This is a genomic window from Hyphomonas sp., from assembly GCF_017792385.1.
In the GTDB taxonomy this organism is placed as follows: Bacteria; Pseudomonadota; Alphaproteobacteria; order Caulobacterales; family Hyphomonadaceae; genus Hyphomonas.
Map to the genome: position 1 here is coordinate 2,063,073 of NZ_CP051230.1, position 17,364 is coordinate 2,080,436.

A 17,364-nucleotide genomic window follows, 5' to 3' on the forward strand; every position below is an offset into this window, starting at 1 on the left:
TTGCCTTGCCGCTGGACCGCTGGAAAAGAAGCGTCAGCATCCTTTGAAAACAGCCGCCAACCGGGCGCCTGTGAGCACTTCACCCTCGGGACATCCCGGCAAGCGGCAGGTGGCTCAAACCTGCCGCTCCCATAAGCCGGGAAAGGCAGGTCGTCAACGTCCGCAGGCCTCGATTCCAACATCGTCCGCGCGCATTGCAGCGGCGGACTCCAGCGGGCGATCCGTGGCAAGCATCACCAGCCCATCTTCGGCCAGGTCCTGAAACTCGGATCCGTCGCCGTCTGCCAGGTAGATGTCGTCAAGCCGCTCCCCGGACCGGCCAAGTGTGCCGAAAGCGGATTCCACATCATTGCGGGCATTCCGGTCCCAGGCGGCGGCGTCCGGCCGCGCCGTGCCGGTCCAGCCGATCAGGCGCCGGGCATCCACGCCGCGGGCTTCCAGGGCGGCAATGTCCCGTCCGCCACGGGCCGATGCGGTCAGCATGAAATCGGGGTCTATGGCAGCGATGTCTGCCGCTTCATCATCATTGTAGGAGATCATGATGATGTTCTCTTCAGCGCCCGCAGCGTAGACGGCCTTGGCAATGTTGGCGAAACTGGTCGTCTTCTTGCGGTCCAGTTCAAGGATGGCGCCGGTGTTGCGCGCCCAGATCAAGGCATCGGTCAGCTTGGGCGGCGAGTAGTCGGTACGGCGGCCGTCATTGTCGACCAAGGAGAGGCCGGAAAGGTCTTCCCAGCGAATGTCTGACACGTAGCCGCGGCCCGTCGTGGTCCGGTTCAGGCGATCATCATGCATCAGCGTCAGCACGCCGTCGCGTGTTTCGGCAACATCGATCTCGAACACCCGCACGCCATGGTCGAAATTGTACTGCATCGTCTCTATGGCGTTTTCCGGATAGCCGGGCGCAGGCCCGCCGCGATGCGCCGCGATCACGATCCCGCCATGCTCGCGCAGGCAGTCGAAATAGTCGGGCAGGGGCAGGCGGGCCGGTGCGGTCTCGGCTGCAGAGACGGCTTCAGCTGGCGGCGTCGCATCCCCGGCGGGGGTGCAGCCGGTCAGGGCGATGAGAGCGGTAACAAGCAGCGCGGATCGGGTCATTCGGGGGTCCTCTTCTTGCGCCGCAGCAAATGCGCGCATAAACCTTTTCTAAATCAGGCGTGTATTGCCGAAAACGAAAACATACAGGGAGACTTCACCATGCTGGGGATCATGCAGGACTGGCCGCTGACGGTTAACAAGATTCTGGAACACGCCAACCGCATCAATCCCGGCCGGGAGATCATCACCCGCCGCGTGGAAGGCAATATCGTCCGCACGACCTATGCAGACCTGTTCAACCAGTCCCGTCAGGTTTCAAATGCGCTCATCGATGGCGGCATCAAGCTGGGTGATCGCGTGGCCACGCTGGGCTGGAATTCGGAACGCCACATGGCATCCTGGTATGGCGCGATGGGGATTGGCGCCGTCCTGCACACGATCAATCCGCGCCTGCACCCCGAGCAGATCGCCTGGATTGCGAACCATGCCGAAGACAAGGTGCTGATCTTCGACAAGACCTTCCTGCCGATTGTCGAGGCGATCAAGGACCACCTCCAGACGGTCGAGACCTTCGTGATCTATGCGGATGCGGACACGATGCCGGAGAACAATCTGGGCGCGGTGCCGTTCGACATCTGGATCGATGGCCGGTCCACAGATGTGCGCTGGGGCGACTTCCCGGAAGATACTGCCTGCGGCCTTTGCTACACATCCGGCACAACGGGCGACCCGAAGGGCGTGCTGTATTCGCACCGCTCCAATGTGCTTCACACGCTGATCACGATGCAGCGCGATGCCATCGGCATGGGCGCCAATGATGTGGTCCTGCCGGTTGTGCCGATGTTCCACGCCAATGCCTGGGGACTGGCACTCTCCTGTCCGGCGGTTGGCTCCAACATGGTGATGCCGGGTGCGCAGATGGATGGCGCCTCGATCTATGAATTGCTGGACACGGAAAAGGTGACCATCACGGCGGCCGTGCCGACTGTGTGGCTCATGCTGCTCAACCATCTTCAGGAAAACGACCTCAAGCTGCCGCACCTCCAGAAAGTGGTGATCGGCGGGTCAGCCGTTCCGGAGCGCATCCTTCGGGCCTTCGAGGAAGATTATGAAGTCGATGTGGTCCACGCCTGGGGCATGACCGAGACCTCGCCGCTGGGTACGCTGGGCACGCTGCCGCCGCACCTGGTCGATGCCGATATCGACACGCGCATGGGCCAGAAGCTGAAGCAGGGCCGTCCGCCCTTCGGTGTTGAGCTGAAGATCGTGGATGATGAAGGCAAGGACCTGCCGAATGATGGCGAAACGTCCGGCCGCCTGATGGTGCGCGGGGCGGCTATCGCGGCGGGCTATTTCAAGGGTGTCGGCGGCAATGTGCTGGACGATAACGGATATTTCGACACGGGCGATGTCGCCAATATCGACGAATTCGGCACGATGACCATCACCGACCGCGCCAAGGATGTCATCAAGTCCGGCGGCGAATGGATCTCCTCGATCGATATCGAGAACATTGCAGTCGGCCACCCGCAGGTTGCCAATGCTGCGGCGATTGGCATCTATCACCCGAAATGGGATGAGCGTCCGCTTCTGGTCGTCCAGCCGGCTCCGGGGGAAACTCCGACCAAGGAAGACGTTCTGGCCCAACTCGAGGGCAAGATCGCGAAATGGTGGACACCGGATGATGTGGTGTTCGTGGACGAGATCCCGCTTGGCGCGACCGGCAAGATCAACAAGCTGGCCCTGCGCAACCAGTTCAAGGACTACAAGCTGCCGACGGCCTAGTCCGCATCAGCGCTGAAATCCGGAACCGGGCGGGCGGCGGCTTGCTTGGGAGTCGTCGCCTTTCCATTTCGCGAGATATCATCAATCAGCCATTCCATTTCGGCGATCTCGACTTTCTGGGCCTGAAGAATTTCATTCGCCAGTTTCCGGACGCGGACATCCTCGATGCCGGCGCGTTCGCTGGTCATGATGGCAATCGAGTGGTGCGGGATCATGGCTTTCATGTAAGCCTTGTCCCCGACCGTCGCCTGTGAGCGGACAAGGAATAGGGCGAGCAGGAACAGCAACGCGCTGCCGGCATAGATGGCGAGGTTGAGGCGGGTGTCCTTGTACATGTTCAGCATGAAGGACAGCATCACGACGGCCATGGCCGCCGCCATGATCAGCGTCATGAAAAAGCGTGTCTCGCTCCAGTGCACATGGGGCAAGGCATATGTGTTGAGATACATAAGGCCGAACATGATGATGGCGGAGGTGGCGATCATCAGCCCAAACCGGCGGTAGCTGCCGGAATGGTCCATGGTCTTTCCTTCCAGAGGCGTGTTGCGCGATGTCTTTGCGAACGCGAAGGCCGCGGCCCTGTTCCGGATTTTTCTGAGGCCGGTGACTGGTTCGGGCGAGGGCGCTGATCTATGTCAGTTGGAACACGCAATTCCGGAGAGGGCGGACGAGACATGGACACGACGGAACAGACACAGGATGCCGGCTGGCGAGGTATGGTGGCCAAGGCGTCCCTGGCCCTGTCGATTTTTACGGTATTCTGGTTCATTGCAGCTGCGCTGGGCACCAAGCTGGGCCTCTGGGGCTGGCAGTTCGGGCTGGGCAAGATGACCATCGACTGGGGCCTGAAGCTGATCTTCCTCGCGTCGGGCGTGTCCGTGATTGCGCTGGTTCTGTCCCTGATCATGGCTCCGCGCAAGCGTGCCTTCATCCTGGCCTTTGCGGCCCTGCTGATTGCGGGACTGAGCTTCGGCCGGATCGCCGCCTTCAGCGGCCAGGCTTCGCGCCTGCCCCCCATTCATGACGTCCAGACCGATTGGTCGAATCCGATCCTGCCCAGCGAAGCCCTGCTAGCGGCCCGCGCGGCCACCGATGCAGGGAACCCGGTCTTGGCGGCGCCGACCGTGCCGGACTATGCCGAAGCGCGCTGGCCGGGTACGCCCGGGCGGCTCGTATCGGAATTGCAGGAAGAAGCCGAATTCGACCCGGCGGTTCAGGAAGACCCTGTCGATGCGCCGTATCCGAAGCTGGATTCCTATATGACAGGTGCCGCGCCGGATGCGGCTTTCGAGGCCATTCTCGCCATTGTGGACGAACGCGGCTGGGACGTGGTAACTGCCAATCCCGGTGAGGGACGCATCGAGGCGACCGAGACGAGTTTCTGGTTCGACTTCAAGGACGACATCATGATCCGTATCCTGCCAACGGAAGAGGGCGGGTCGCGCATTGATGTGCGGTCAACCAGCCGTGTCGGCCTGTCGGATCTCGGCGCGAACGCCAAACGGGTACGCAACCTGCTCGATGAGATCGAGACGGCGTTGCACTAGGCGGCCGGCCCGGACGAGTCTTCCTTTTTCGGCGGTTGGGGGCCAAGGCCGAGCAGGCGCGCCACCGGGCCGATGGTCCAGCCCTGCGTGGTGAGGGAGATGGCCACGATCACGAAGACCACATTGAAGAAGCCAACCGTGATCGGCCCGGGCGAAATGACCGGGTAGATCGCCAGCAGGATCGGCACGGCGCCGCGCAGGCCCACCCAGCTGAGGAACACATTCTCGCGCAGGGTGAAGCCCATCCATCCGACCGAGATGAACACGGCCAGCGGACGGGCGACCAGCATCAGGACGGCCGCGATGGCGATGGTGGGCCAGATGTCCTGCAACAGGGCGCTCGGAGTCACCAGCAGGCCCAGCGTCAGGAACAGGACGAGCTGGCACAGCCACTGGAAGGCTTCGTTGAAGTCGACAATGCGGTCTATCGGGCGATTGAGTTTTGCCTTCAGGCTGATGCCGGCGAGGTAGGCAGCCAGAAAGCCGCTCCCGCCAAGCAGGGACACGCCGGCAAAGATGACAAGGGCGCCTGCCAGCGTCATCACCGGATAGGTCCCGACGGGCAGGGACAAGGTGTCCAGCAGACGCGCCAGCAGGCGGCCGCCGAAGATGCCGCCCAGAATGCCGATCCCGGCCTGCATCACCAGCAAAAGGCCCATGGCGGCGAAGTCGAAGGACCCGGCCGTCTGCAGCGTCGCGACCAGAGTGGTCATCGTAACCGTCAGAAAGATCGCCATCGGATCATTGAGGCCGGATTCCAGCAGCAGCGTGTCTTTCAGGCGCGGGCGCAGCCCGATACCGCTTTGCTGGATCAGCAGGAAGGTTGCCGCGGCATCTGTCGACGCCACTGCCGCGCCGAGCAGCAGGGCGACCTGCCACGGGACCTGAAGCAGCAGGGCGGCGGCCAGGCCTGTCACACCGGCCGTGACCAGCACGCCCAGTGTTGCCAGGGACGTCGCCGGAGCCCCGGCGGACCGGAAGACACGCCGGTCTGTCTCAAGGCCGCCGGCAAACAGGATCACGGCCAGCGCCACGCTGCCAAGGTCAAAGGCGAAATTGAAATTGCTGAACTCGATCCGGCCAGGGCCGTCTTCTCCGAGCAGCATGCCGATGATCAGCGCGATCAGCAGGAAGGGGGCCCCGGCCCTGCGCGCCACCGGCATGAAGGCAAAACTGACAAAGATGATCAGGCTGCACAGGAAGACAAATAGATACACCGGGACTCCCTGACAGAACTTGTTGAACGTCCTACAGATAAAGTCTGCCTGTGCGTCACTTCAAGGCGGCGCGCGTCCTCAGGAGTGAGAAAACCGATCAGTTGCGGGCGTATTTGTCTTCGTAGCGGATAATATCGTCTTCGCCGAGATAGCTTCCCGTCTGGACCTCGATCAGGACGACCGGCAGCTTGCCGGGGTTTTCGAGACGGTGAACCGAACCGACCGGGATGTATACGGACTGGTTTTCGGTGACGAGCTGCACCTTCTCGTCAATGGTCACCTGGGCGGTGCCGGAGACGACGATCCAGTGTTCGGCGCGGTGATGGTGCGACTGCAGCGACAGCGACTGGCCGGGCTTCACCTGAATGCGCTTGACCTGGAAGCGGTCCCCCACGGCAATCGACTCGAACCAGCCCCAGGGGCGATAGTCCCGCGGGAATTGTTCGGCCTGCTTGGCCTTCTTGGCCTTCAGTTCGCTGACGGCGAGCTTGACGTCCTGCGCGCGGGAGCCATCGGCGACGAGCACCGCATCCGGCATGGCCACGGCAATGATGTTGTCGAGCCCGATACCGACCAGTTCGAGGCTTTCGTCCTCCGACCGCAGCAGCGAGTCCTTGCATTCCATCGCCGTTACATGGCCGCTGGTCGAGACGCCGTTCTTGTCAGGCCCGGTCTCGCGGCGCACAGCGTCCCAGCCGCCGAGGTCCGACCATCCGCCCGCAAAGGGCACGACGCTGAGATTGTCGGTCCGTTCCATGACGGCATAGTCGATCGAAATGGATTCGATGCCATTCCAGCTTTCCGGCTCCAGCCGCGCGAAGCCAAGATCGGCCTGCGCGCCGTGCACCGATTCGTCGACCAGTTTGACCATGTCGGGTTCATGCTTGCGGAATGCGTCGACAATACTCTTGACGCTGAACAGGAAGATGCCGGCATTCCAGAGGAAATTGCCGCTCTTCAGCATCTTCTGCGCGTTCTTGGCCGACGGTTTTTCGACAAACTTCTTCAACTGGATGGGCGACAGGCTGCCGTCCACCACAGGTTCGCTGAGCTCGAGATAGCCATAGCCCGTTTCCGGATAGGTGGGCTGGATGCCGAACGTGACGAGCTGGCCCTTCCGCGCGGCGCCGACCGCCGCCTCGATGGAGGCATGAAAGGCGGCCGTGTCGGGAATGACCTGGTCAGACGGCGCCACCAGCATGAGGGCGTCCGGCTGGGTTTTCTGAAGGTGCAGCGCCGCGGCGAGAATGGCCGGTGCAGTGTTGCGGGCCTCCGGCTCGATCATGATCGTGGCATCCTCGATCCCGATGTCGGCCAGTTGTTCCTTCACAATGAAGCGGAAATCCGAATTGGTGAGAATCAGCGGTGAGGCGAAAGCTTCGCCGGTCAACCTTTGGGCGGATGCCTGGAAAAGCGAGGTTGAGCCGATCAGGGGGGCGAACTGCTTGGGGTAACTCTTGCGGGAGAGGGGCCAGAGCCGGGTGCCTGACCCGCCACACATCAGAATCGGGACAATGCTGCTTGCCGGAGTTGCCATGAAAGAACCTCACTAGTCGCCTGCGACTCTCTTGGCCCAACAGGCCCGGAATGGCCAGCCCGGACGCTGAAAAATTGCCGTCCCGAGACGGGCTAGCGTTCTTTCGGGTCCAGCGCGTCGCGCAGGCCGTCCCCGATGAAATTCAGGCAGAGCAGGGTGACGGCCATGGTCAGGGCCGGCGCCAGCAGCATCCAGGGTTTTTCCTCCATCCGGTCGGCGCCATCGGAGATCAGCACGCCCAGGGAGGTCAGCGGCTCATTCACCCCCAGACCCAGAAAGGACAGGAAGCTTTCCGCAAGGATGACGACCGGAATCGTCAGCGTGACATAAACCGCCACAGGGCCAATCACGTTCGGCAGGATGTGGCGCAGGATAATGTCGCGGCGGCTGACCCCGGACGCGCGCGCCGCCTCGATGAATTCCTTGCCCTTGATGGCCAGGGTCTGGCCGCGCACGATGCGCGCCATGGTGAGCCATTCGATGGCACCGATGGCTGCGAAGATGAGGACAATGTTCCGCTCGAACACGGTGAGCAGCAGGATCACGAAGAAGATGAAGGGCAGGGCGTAGAGGACGTCGACGATGCGCATCATGAAATTGTCGACACGCCCGCCAAGATAGCCGGCCGTGGCCCCCCAGCTGACGCCGATCACGAGACTGACGGCCGTGGCAACCACACCCACGAGAAGTGAGATGCGCAAGCCGATCATCAGGCGGGCCAGCAGGTCCCGGCCCTGCAGGTCGGTGCCCAGCGGGTGCATGCCGTCCAGCGTCGGCGCAATGGTGCGCAGATCCGAAATGGTGCTGTATTTGTGGACCCAGAGCATCGGGCCGAAGATGGCGATCAGGACCAGGGCGCCGAGTATCCACATGGAGATCACGGCGGCCCGGTTGCGGAACAGGCGCGCGCGGGCGTCGTCCCACAGCGAACGTCCGCCGACAATGGCTTGCTGGACCGGCTGGGTGCGGCCGGTGGGGTCGAGAAGAGGGTCGAGATCCGTCATCAGTCGTACTTCACTTTCGGATCGAGCAGGGCGTAGAGAATGTCTGCCAGAAGGTTCAGCAGGACGATCAGGCCCGCATAGACAATGATTGCGCCCATCACGAGCGTGTAGTCCCGGTTGAGCGCGCCATCGACGAAATAGGTGCCGAGACCCGGCAGGCCGAATATCTTCTCGATCACGACCGAGCCTGTCATGACGCGGGCCATGGCGGGGCCGGCATAGGATATCAGGGGCAACATGGCCGCCGGCAGCGCGTGCCGTGTGATGACCTGGCGTTCGGTCAGGCCTTTTGATCGGGCCGTGCGGATATGGTTGGACCGCATCGTCTCGATGATCGAGGCGCGCATCAGGCGCGAGATGATGGCGATCTGCGGCAGGGCGAGCGTGATGACCGGCAGGGTCATGTTGTGCCAGCTCATGCCGATATTGGGATAGGTGCCGAGGCCACCGACCGCGAAGATACCGGCGCCGAGCGCGAAGATCAGGATCAGGATGGGGCCGGTGACAAAGGTCGGGATGGATATGCCCGCCATGGCGATGCCCATGACGCCATAATCTGCGCTCGTATTCTGCCTGAGCCCGGCAAACACTCCGAGCAGCGTGCCGATCAGAATGCCGAGCCCCATGGCGAGGAAGCCGATGGTCAGCGAAATCGGCAGGCCATCGGCGATGAGATCATTCACGCTCTTGCCGAGCGTCTTGTAGGACGGGCCGAAATCCCCAACCAGCACGCCGCCGACATAATTGAAGTATTGCTCGTGCAGCGGCTTGTCCAAGCCGAACTTGGCGGCGATCGCGGCTTCGGTTGCAGGGGGGAGCTTCCGCTCACCGTCGAACGGGCCGCCTGGCGCCGCGCGCATCATGAGGAAGGCCATCGTGATGATGGCCAGCATGGTGGGGATTGCAATCAGCAGGCGCCTGAACGTATAGGCCCACGGAATCCGGCGAATGGCTCGTTGAAAAGAGGACACGTTCTTTTTTGCTATTCCGTTGCGGGTAAGAGGAATCTGGTCGCGAGAGCCATGCACGCGCTTGGCATTGCGGATTGCAATCCTTAGCTTGTAGCGACAGCCGATCAAGACCGAAGACACAGGCAGGGACACGAAATTATGGCCGACATTCGCCGCGTTACGGAAGCTTTTGCTGTCGCCCCGCAGATCAATGAGGAGGATGTTGCCGAGATCGCGGCCTCCGGGTTCAAAACCATTGTTGCCAATCGTCCGGATGGCGAAGGCGGCGTGGACCAGCCGCGCATGGGCGCGATCCGCGCCAAGGCCGAATCACTGGGACTGACCTTTGTCGCCCTGCCATTCTCCGGCGCGCCAACCCCGGAAGTGGTTGAAAGGATGAGCAATATCCTGAACGAAGCGCCGCAGCCCGTGCTGGCGTATTGCCGCACCGGCACGCGGTGCATCACGGCCTGGGCCCTCACCCATGCCGGGCAGGGGACAGGGCAGGAAATCGTCGATGCTGCCGCAGATGCAGGCTATGATCTGTCCAGCCTGCAGTCCCTGCTTTGATGTCCGGGATTGCCTTTTTGTGAGCAAGTGGTCACACTAGCGCCGCATTATGTGTGTTGTCAGTGATCACGGGCCGTGCGAAGGCGGGACCCGGGAGGCGCTGGCCGAGGGGCCGAAGGCGCGACAGGAGTGGATTGGATGAGCGATCGTCTGTGGATCACCGACTTCAAATATGATGATGGCGCCATGCTGGTGAAGAAGACCGGGCACCGCGTCCCGCTGACCTTCTCGCTCGCGCATGACATCTTTACCTGGTTCTGTTTCTACTTCTTCGCCCAGACCTGGCGCACCTGGCGCCGCCTGACCGGCCACAAGCGCCCCACCATCGCCTTCTATCCGGACAAGCCGCGCCCATGGTATTTCATCTGGCCGGTGATGCACGTCTCCGGGGCCAAGCTGATCGATGATGTGGCGACCGCCGACATTGTCATGCAGTTCGACGATTCCACCGAGACCGACAATTCCGTGCCGGTTGTGAAAGATGGCGCGAAGCTGGTGAACTTCGCCTGCGATGACATTTCCAAATCCACCGTGGCCGCGGCCTTCGAGCAGGCGGCCGGGTATTCCCTGTCTGTCGATCCGACGACGCATCAGGGCCGCATGGTGGAAAAGTCCGAGCTGAACGCTGCCCATGATGGCCGCATCCTGGAAGGTCCGCTGGACACGCCGCTGCCGGGCAAGACCTATCAGCGCCTCGTGGACAATGAAATCGAAGGCGGGCTGGTCGAGGATCTGCGCTGCTGCATCGTGGCGGGGTCCCCTGTGGTGGTGTTTCGCAAGCGCCGCCCGCTGGAGCGCCGCTTCCTCAACGAGAATGTCCAGGTTTTGCTCGACGAGCCTCGCAATTGCTACACGAGCGATGAAATTGCCGTGATTGAGCGCTTTGCTGCATCGATCGGGCTGGACTGGGGCGGTGTCGACGTCCTACGTGACCGGGAAACCGGACGAATCTTCATCGTCGATGCGAACAAGACGGATATGGGCCCGCCTGTGGCCCTGAAACTGGCCGCCAAGCTTCGCGCCACCCGCCGCATGGCTCAGGCCTTCGCCGTGGCGTTTGCATCGAAGAAGCGGTGATCTCGCCCCGGCAGGTCAGTATCGCTGCAAGAGACTAGAATAAATGGCAATTCCCTACGTTCGCGAAATCGAGTTTGAGTATGGCGTTGTGGAGCAGGTATCTCCGCTGATCCGCCGGGTGATCGCGAACAATCCCGGTCCGTTCACCTATGTCGGGACCGGCGTCTACATCATCGGCCATGGCGACGTTGCCGTCATCGATCCCGGTCCGGAAGATAAGGTGCATTTTGATGCCCTGAAGCGCGCCCTGGACGGGGAGACGGTCACGCATGTTCTGGTCAGCCATGGACATTCCGATCACTCGCCCCTGGCAACCCCGCTGGCGGAATGGGCGGGCTGCAAGACCTATGCGAAGAATTGCGGCGTGCCGACTGCCAAGGGCGAACTTGGCAGCGCGGATGATCTCGGTTTCATGCCGGATGTGAAGGTCGGCGACGGCGACGTGATTTCGGGGCCGGGCTGGACGCTGGATGTCATCGAGACGCCGGGTCATACCTGCAACCATCTGTGCTTCGGCCTGCGGGAAGAGAATGCCTGCCTGTCCGGCGATCACATCATGGGGTGGTCGACCACGGTGGTGGCGCCGCCGGATGGTGACATGGGCGACTACATGCGCAGCCTCGACAAGATCAAGGCCATGAAGTTCGACACACTCTGGCCAACCCATGGCAGCCCGGTGAAGGGCCAGGAATTCGTCGAGCACTTCATCACCGAATACGCCAAACACCGCCGTGCGCGCGAAGCGGCCATCCTTGAGCAGCTGCGCAGCGGCCAGTCCTCGATCCCGGAAATGGTGAAGATCATGTATGCGGATGTCGAGCCGCGTCTCCATCCGGCTGCGGCCATGTCCGTGCTGGGACACATGATCGAACTGGTAAAGACCGGCATCGTGGCAACGCCGGACGAAAGCCCGACGGTGCGATCGCACTTCGAACTGGTGAAATCCGCCGCCTGACAGGCTCAGTCAGGGTAAACGGCCTAGACCGTCTCGACCTTGTTGGGGCGCATCAGGAGGCGCTGGATCGCCTCATCCACACTGATCGCCCCTTCGATCACATCCGCGACAGCATCACAGATCGGCATATCCACGCCATGCCGGGCAGCCAGCTTGCGCAAGACCGGCGCGGTGGCCACGCCTTCGGTGACGGCATTGCGTGCACCCAGAATGGCTTCCAGGGACTCCCCCCGGCCCAGCGCGAGGCCGCAACTCATGTTGCGGCTGGTTTCCGACGAGCAGGTGAGCACAAGATCGCCCAGACCGGACAGGCCGGCCAGCGTTTCCCGTTCGGCGCCGAGGGCCAGGGCCAGTCGTGTCATCTCGGCGCTGCCCCGCGCAATCAGGGCCGCATGGGCCGACCGGCCAAGCCCCTTGCCAAGTGCGATGCCACACGCGATGGCGAGTACGTTCTTCACCGCGCCGCCAATCTCTGCGCCCAGCAGGTCGTGGGCGAGATAGGGCCGGAAATTCGGGGTTGCGACGGCCGTGATCAGTTCGGTGCCGAGCGTTTCATCCGCGATGGCAAACGTGACGGCCGTCGGCAGGCCCTTGGCAACATCGATGGCGAAGCTGGGACCGGACATGACAGCCGGGATGGCCTCCGGCAATTCATCGGCAAGGACCTGGGTCATGAATTCGCCGGTCGCCAGCTCGATCCCCTTCGAGCACAGCACGACCGGCGTGCCGGGGCGGATATGCGTCTTCAACGCCCGCAGTGTGGCACGTGTATGCTGGGCCGGGGCCACGGCAAACAAGGCATCCATCAGATGCAGGTCGGCGAGGTCGGATGTGGCCTTGAGGGCCGGGTTCAGCGGCACGTCCGGCAGGAATACCGTATTTTCATGCCGCGAATTGATCGCTTCGGCGACCTCGGTTTCGCGGCACCAGATCAGCACGTCCTGATCGGCGCGGGTCAGCATCTGGGCAATTGCCGTGCCCCATGCGCCGCCGCCGATGACGCCGAATGTCTTGAAGTGTTTCGTCATGCGCCGGAGATTGGTCGAAACCGTCAGGCGGGGCAAGCAGTGCCGTCAGATGAAATTGAACGTGCCCCGTTCCTTTTCCGCATTCACGGTGACGGATACCTTGCGGCCCACAGGGCTGGCATCCTCGCGAAGCACGGTCATCGCTTCCGGGCTGGCAACGGCCAGTGCCCGGCGACCATCGGCCAGACGGATAAAGGCGATGCCTTTTTCGGGGCCTGCCTTGCCATGCGTTACCGTGAAGGTCTCAAGCGTGCCGTCGCAATCCTCCTTGCAAAGGGTGACCTGTTTGGTTGGCGTGGCATAGGGCTCTGCCGGGACGAAGTCGGCGGGCTTCTGCGCGGAGTACACGCCGACTGCTTCCTTCGTCATCCAGCCGCCATTGGCCAGGACGAGGCCGAAATCGGCCGGGTTCGCACGCAGTTTGCTCACCATTTCAGCAATGCCGTGCAAGGAGTAATTATTGCCAGGGCCGCCAAAGAAGGGCAGGCCGCCCGTCAGGGTCAGCGGACGCGGGTCTGTTTTCCAGTCGATCCCGAGCTCTGCCGTCGAAGAGAAGACCGCGCACGGGAAGCAGGAGTAGAGGTCGAAATGCTGCAGGTCTGCTGAAGACTTGCCAGCCTGGTCCAGCGCGCGCGCAATGGCGGTTTTCATGGCCCAAGACCCGTCGAGGCGCGGGCGCAGGGAAATCAGGTCGTCAGCGGCTTCGCCGGCGCCATGGATGTAGATGCGCTTGTCTTCCGCAATGCCCAGCGCGTCGGCCTTTGAACTGCTCATCAGGATGGCGGCTGCCCCCTGGTTCACGGCGTCCTGTGCGATGAACCATTTCAGGAACGGATCGGCATATTCGTAATTCGCCTTTGATGGCGTCGACAGGAAGTCGATCGAATGTTCCTGCGGGAATTGCGAGTAGGGATTCGATGCCGCCACGGCGGTGAAGGGCTGGAACAGTTCAGCCATGGCCTTGCGATGGTCGCTGCGGGAGCGGCCTTCGCGCGCAGCGATGGCGTTTTCGAACAGGGCGTAGAAATAGGCAGGCGCAATGATGCCGTGCTTGATCTCCTCGCGGGACAGCATCATCGGCCCCATGCCGCGATCTTCATAATCGGCCTCGGCGCTGTCGGCCCAGTCGATCTCGACGCCATGGCGGCGGGCCCCCTTGGACGCGCGATTGGCTTCGGATCCCGAGATCAGCACACAGTCGGCCTCGCCGGCATGGATGCGGGCAGCCATTTCGTTGACCAGAGCCTGCGGACTTTGTCCGCCCACGGTTTCATAGATCAGCTTCGCCGGCGCTGCGCCGATGTCCCGGGCGAGCGTGCCGGGCAAATTGGTATTGTGCCCGTGCGGATGCGGGGCTCCGCCAACGGAATCCTCGAAGATGCGGACGACGGCAATCGTGTCGATGCTGGTGCTCAGTCCTTCGGCGCCGGAATCCGAAATGGCCGCGCGTGAGGCATCCACCATGAGAGACAGCGGCGAAGGCGCCCCGTCCGGTCCGCTTGTTCCATCCCACTGGCTGAGACTTTGGCCTACGCCAACCAGAACCGGCAGATCGCCTTTTGCCATGACACGCTCCCTCATCGTTCTTTCGAACGATCCCTAGCGTGCAATGATTGGCAAGGCGACCCGGGACGTCGGGGAAGGGGTCACCGCCCCTGAGGGTACAGGGACGGCGGGTCCAGCGACTGTCTAGCTGCCGTTGAGCAAGCCCTTCTCGCGCATGAAATCGAGGATGATTTCCGCAGCTTCCTCCGGCGACTTGTCGACCGTGTCGATCCGGATTTCCGGGTCCTTCGGCGGCTCGTACGGGCTGTCGATGCCTGTGAAATTCTTGATCTCACCGGCCCGGGCCTTCTTGTAGAGGCCTTTCACATCCCGCTCCTCGGCAACGCTGAGCGGCGTGTCCACGTGCACTTCGATGAACTCTCCGTCTGCCATCAGGTTGCGGGCCATCTGGCGCTCGGAGCGGAAGGGCGAGATGAAGGAGACCAGCGTGATCAGACCGGCATCGGTCATCAGGCGGGCGACATTGGCCACCCGGCGGATATTCTCGACCCGGTCGGCATCGGTGAAGCCAAGATCGCGATTGAGACCATGACGCACATTGTCGCCGTCCAGCGTGAATGTGTGCTTGCCCTGTGCAAACAGAAGGCGCTGCAGGGCGTTGGCAATGGTCGACTTGCCGGAACCGGACAGGCCAGTGAACCACAGCACAGCCGGCTTCTGGCCTTTCTGTTCAGCCAGCGCGGCACGGTCGATATCCATGGCCTGCCAGTGAATGTTCGAGGCACGGCGCAGGGCAAAGTCGATCAGGCCCAGACCAACCGTGTCGTTGGTCATCCGGTCGATCAGGATGAAGCCCCCCATCTCCCGATTGACATCATACGGATCGAATGGAATGGCCTGGTCAAGCGACAGGGTCGTTACGCCAATCTGGTTGAGCTCCAGCGTCTTCGCAGGAACATCGTTCAACGTATTGACATCAATGCCGTATTTCGGGGCGTTGACCGTCGCCGTAACCGTCTTTGCGCCCATCTTCAGCAGATAGCGGCGTCCCGGCAGAAGCGGCGTGTCGTTCATCCAGAGAATGCGAACCTGGAACTGGTCGGAGACTTCGGCGGGATCCTCGGCCGAAACGATGACGTCTCCGCGGGAACAGTCGATTTCGTCATTCAGGGTCAGGGTCACGGACTGGCCGGCAATGGCCTCGTCGAGATCGCCGGTCGCAGTGACAATCCGCTCAATGGTGGATTGCTTGCCCGAGGGCATGGACTTCACCCGGTCGCCCGGCTTGATCGTGCCGGCGGCGATCTGGCCTGAAAAACCGCGGAAATCGAGATTGGGACGGTTGACCCACTGAACCGGCATCCGGAACGACGCGTTCAGGCGGCGGTCGCCGACCGGAACGGTTTCCAGATATTCCATCAGGCTGGGGCCTTCATACCAATCGGTCTCGTTCGACCGGTCGGTAATGTTCACGCCGGCCAGAGCCGACATGGGAATGGGCTGAATTTCCAGATCCGTCGCCAGTTCGTCGGCGAAGGCGTAGAAATCGTCGACGATATCGTCGAATACGGTCTGGTTGTAGTCGACCAGATCCATCTTGTTCACGGCCAGCACCAGCTTGCGGATGCCAAGAAGCGTGGTGATGAAGCTATGGCGGCGCGTCTGGGTGAGAATGCCCTTGCGCGCATCGACCATCAGGATGGCGACATCGGCGGTCGAGGCGCCGGTGGCCATATTGCGCGTATACTGTTCATGGCCCGGCGTGTCCGCGACAATGAATTTGCGCTTGTCGGTGGCGAAGAAGCGGTAGGCGACATCAATCGTGATGCCTTGTTCGCGTTCGGCCGTCAGGCCGTCCACGAGCAGGGCGAAATCGATGTTCTCACCTTGCGTGCCGACCTTTTTGGAATCGCTTTCGAGCGATGCCAGCTGGTCTTCGAAGATCATTTTCGAATCGTAGAGGAGGCGGCCGATCAGCGTCGACTTGCCATCATCCACCGAGCCACATGTGATGAAGCGGAGCAGGGACTTGTGCTCGTGCTTTTCAAGATAGGCGGCGATATCCGATTCAATCAGGTCGTCATTGAGGCGCATCAGAAATAGCCTTCCTGTTTTTTCTTTTCCATGGATCCGGACTGGTCAGCGTCAATCACGCGACCCTGGCGTTCGGATGTCGTGGTCAGGAGCATTTCCTGGATGATGTCTTCGAGCGTGTCGGCCGTGCTCTCGACCGCGCCAGTCAGCGGATAGCAGCCCAGCGTGCGGAACCGCACGGATTTGGTGACAGCTGTTGCGGCCAGGTCTTCGGGCATCCGGTCGTCGTCCACCATGATGTCCACGCCGTTCCAGTTCACGACCGGGCGCGGCGCGGCGAAATAGAGCGGAACGATTTCGATGTTTTCGCGGCGGATATACTGCCAGATGTCGAGTTCGGTCCAGTTCGACAGCGGGAAGACGCGAACGCTTTCGCCCTGATTGATGCGCGTATTGTAGACGTTCCACGGTTCCGGGCGCTGGCGCTTCGGATCCCAGCGATGCTCGGCCGAGCGGAACGAGAAGATACGCTCCTTGGCGCGGGATTTTTCCTCGTCCCGGCGCGCGCCGCCGAAGGCTGCGTCGAACCTGTACTTGTCGAGGGCCTGTTTCAGGGCCTGGGTCTTCATGACATCCGTGTGAACGGCAGAGCCATGGCTGAACGGTCCGACGCCCTCGCGCACGCCGTCCTCATTGATGTGGACCAGAAGGTCAAACCCGAGTTCCTTCGCCTTGCGGTCGCGGAACTCGATCATTTCGCGGAATTTCCAGGTCGTATCGACATGCATCAGCGGGAAGGGCGGGCGCGATGGATAGAACGCCTTCATTGCCAGATGAAGCATCACGGCGGAATCCTTGCCGACGGAATACAGCATGACCGGGTTTTCACACTCCGCGGCAACTTCGCGGATGATGTGCAGGCTTTCAGCCTCCAGCCTGTCGAGGTGGGTAAGGGTCTTCAAAACGCGGGGTTTCCTTCAAGCTTTGGCGGTGGAGGTAAGGTCGCGGTGTCCCAGATAAAGGGGGGGCAGTGAGGGCGATAGTCCGGAATGTCGGCCATATCCATAACTAGATTGTTGAGCGCTGCTAAAGGATGCAATATGCCTGCCATGTGGC

Annotated in this window: 15 protein-coding genes; 5 read left to right on the plus strand and 10 right to left on the minus strand. The window is 61.9% G+C overall.

The features are described from left to right. Nucleotides 1-153 precede the first annotated feature (153 nt). Nucleotides 154-1,098, minus strand: a complete 945-nt coding sequence (locus HF955_RS10315) for a glycerophosphodiester phosphodiesterase family protein (protein WP_291075058.1) — start codon at nucleotides 1,096-1,098, stop codon at nucleotides 154-156. Nucleotides 1,099-1,197: 99 nt separating this feature from the next. Between HF955_RS10315 and HF955_RS10320 the strand changes: the two genes are divergently transcribed. Beyond that, nucleotides 1,198-2,823, plus strand: a complete 1,626-nt coding sequence (locus tag HF955_RS10320; protein WP_291075059.1) for a long-chain-fatty-acid--CoA ligase — start codon at nucleotides 1,198-1,200, stop codon at nucleotides 2,821-2,823. On the opposite strand, the gene HF955_RS10325 is transcribed toward HF955_RS10320, so the two are convergent. Beyond that, nucleotides 2,820-3,344, minus strand: coding sequence for a DUF305 domain-containing protein (locus HF955_RS10325; RefSeq protein WP_291075060.1), 525 nt, complete (start codon nucleotides 3,342-3,344; stop codon nucleotides 2,820-2,822). The genes HF955_RS10320 and HF955_RS10325 overlap by 4 nt on opposite strands. 111 nt (nucleotides 3,345-3,455) lie before the next feature. Here HF955_RS10325 and HF955_RS10330 point away from each other — a divergent pair, with 111 nt between their 5' ends. Beyond that, complete coding sequence (locus HF955_RS10330) at nucleotides 3,456-4,370, plus strand: DUF1499 domain-containing protein (protein ID WP_291075061.1); 915 nt, start codon at nucleotides 3,456-3,458, stop codon at nucleotides 4,368-4,370. Here HF955_RS10330 and HF955_RS10335 read toward each other — a convergent pair. From HF955_RS10335 to HF955_RS10350, 4 genes are all read right to left on the minus strand, one after another. Then, nucleotides 4,367-5,587 (minus strand): potassium/proton antiporter, encoded by a 1,221-nt coding sequence (locus tag HF955_RS10335; protein WP_291075062.1) that lies wholly within the window; start codon nucleotides 5,585-5,587, stop codon nucleotides 4,367-4,369. The two genes, HF955_RS10330 and HF955_RS10335, sit on opposite strands and share 4 nt — an antisense overlap. 97 nt (nucleotides 5,588-5,684) lie before the next feature. Continuing rightward, on the minus strand, nucleotides 5,685-7,124 hold the full coding sequence (locus tag HF955_RS10340) for a mannose-1-phosphate guanylyltransferase/mannose-6-phosphate isomerase (RefSeq protein ID WP_291075063.1): 1,440 nt from the start codon (nucleotides 7,122-7,124) through the stop codon (nucleotides 5,685-5,687). Between the two features lie 92 nt (nucleotides 7,125-7,216). After that, complete coding sequence (locus tag HF955_RS10345; protein ID WP_291075064.1) at nucleotides 7,217-8,128, minus strand: ABC transporter permease; 912 nt, start codon at nucleotides 8,126-8,128, stop codon at nucleotides 7,217-7,219. Next, nucleotides 8,128-9,099: an ABC transporter permease gene (locus HF955_RS10350; RefSeq protein WP_291075065.1), complete on the minus strand. Its 972-nt coding sequence runs from the start codon at nucleotides 9,097-9,099 to the stop codon at nucleotides 8,128-8,130. Before HF955_RS10350 ends, HF955_RS10345 begins: the two co-directional genes overlap by 1 nt. Before the next feature lie 138 nt (nucleotides 9,100-9,237). On the opposite strand from HF955_RS10350, the gene HF955_RS10355 reads away from it, so the two are divergent. The 3 genes from HF955_RS10355 to HF955_RS10365 all read left to right on the plus strand — a co-directional run bounded on the left by HF955_RS10355 (nucleotide 9,238) and on the right by HF955_RS10365 (nucleotide 11,680). Beyond that, complete coding sequence (locus HF955_RS10355) at nucleotides 9,238-9,648, plus strand: TIGR01244 family sulfur transferase (RefSeq protein WP_027837924.1); 411 nt, start codon at nucleotides 9,238-9,240, stop codon at nucleotides 9,646-9,648. A 138-nt stretch (nucleotides 9,649-9,786) separates the two neighbouring features. Further along, the gene (locus tag HF955_RS10360; RefSeq protein WP_291075066.1) at nucleotides 9,787-10,725 is read left to right on the plus strand and encodes a hypothetical protein; all 939 of its coding nucleotides are present in this window, start codon (nucleotides 9,787-9,789) and stop codon (nucleotides 10,723-10,725) included. A 43-nt stretch (nucleotides 10,726-10,768) separates the two neighbouring features. Continuing rightward, the gene (locus tag HF955_RS10365; RefSeq protein ID WP_291075067.1) at nucleotides 10,769-11,680 is read left to right on the plus strand and encodes an MBL fold metallo-hydrolase; all 912 of its coding nucleotides are present in this window, start codon (nucleotides 10,769-10,771) and stop codon (nucleotides 11,678-11,680) included. Between the two features lie 23 nt (nucleotides 11,681-11,703). Here the strand turns inward: HF955_RS10365 and HF955_RS10370 are convergent, their stop codons facing one another. The 4 genes from HF955_RS10370 to cysD form a co-directional block, all read right to left on the minus strand. Continuing rightward, complete coding sequence (locus HF955_RS10370; protein WP_291075068.1) at nucleotides 11,704-12,708, minus strand: NAD(P)H-dependent glycerol-3-phosphate dehydrogenase; 1,005 nt, start codon at nucleotides 12,706-12,708, stop codon at nucleotides 11,704-11,706. Between the two features lie 45 nt (nucleotides 12,709-12,753). Then, on the minus strand, nucleotides 12,754-14,274 hold the full coding sequence (locus HF955_RS10375) for an acetyl-CoA acetyltransferase (RefSeq protein WP_291075069.1): 1,521 nt from the start codon (nucleotides 14,272-14,274) through the stop codon (nucleotides 12,754-12,756). A gap of 123 nt (nucleotides 14,275-14,397) precedes the next feature. Next, a complete protein-coding gene (gene cysN, locus HF955_RS10380; RefSeq protein WP_291075070.1) occupies nucleotides 14,398-16,308 on the minus strand; it encodes a sulfate adenylyltransferase subunit CysN in 1,911 nt (636 codons plus the stop codon). Next, the gene (cysD, locus tag HF955_RS10385; RefSeq protein WP_291075071.1) at nucleotides 16,308-17,210 is read right to left on the minus strand and encodes a sulfate adenylyltransferase subunit CysD; all 903 of its coding nucleotides are present in this window, start codon (nucleotides 17,208-17,210) and stop codon (nucleotides 16,308-16,310) included. Before cysD ends, cysN begins: the two co-directional genes overlap by 1 nt. Nucleotides 17,211-17,364: the final 154 nt, after the last annotated feature.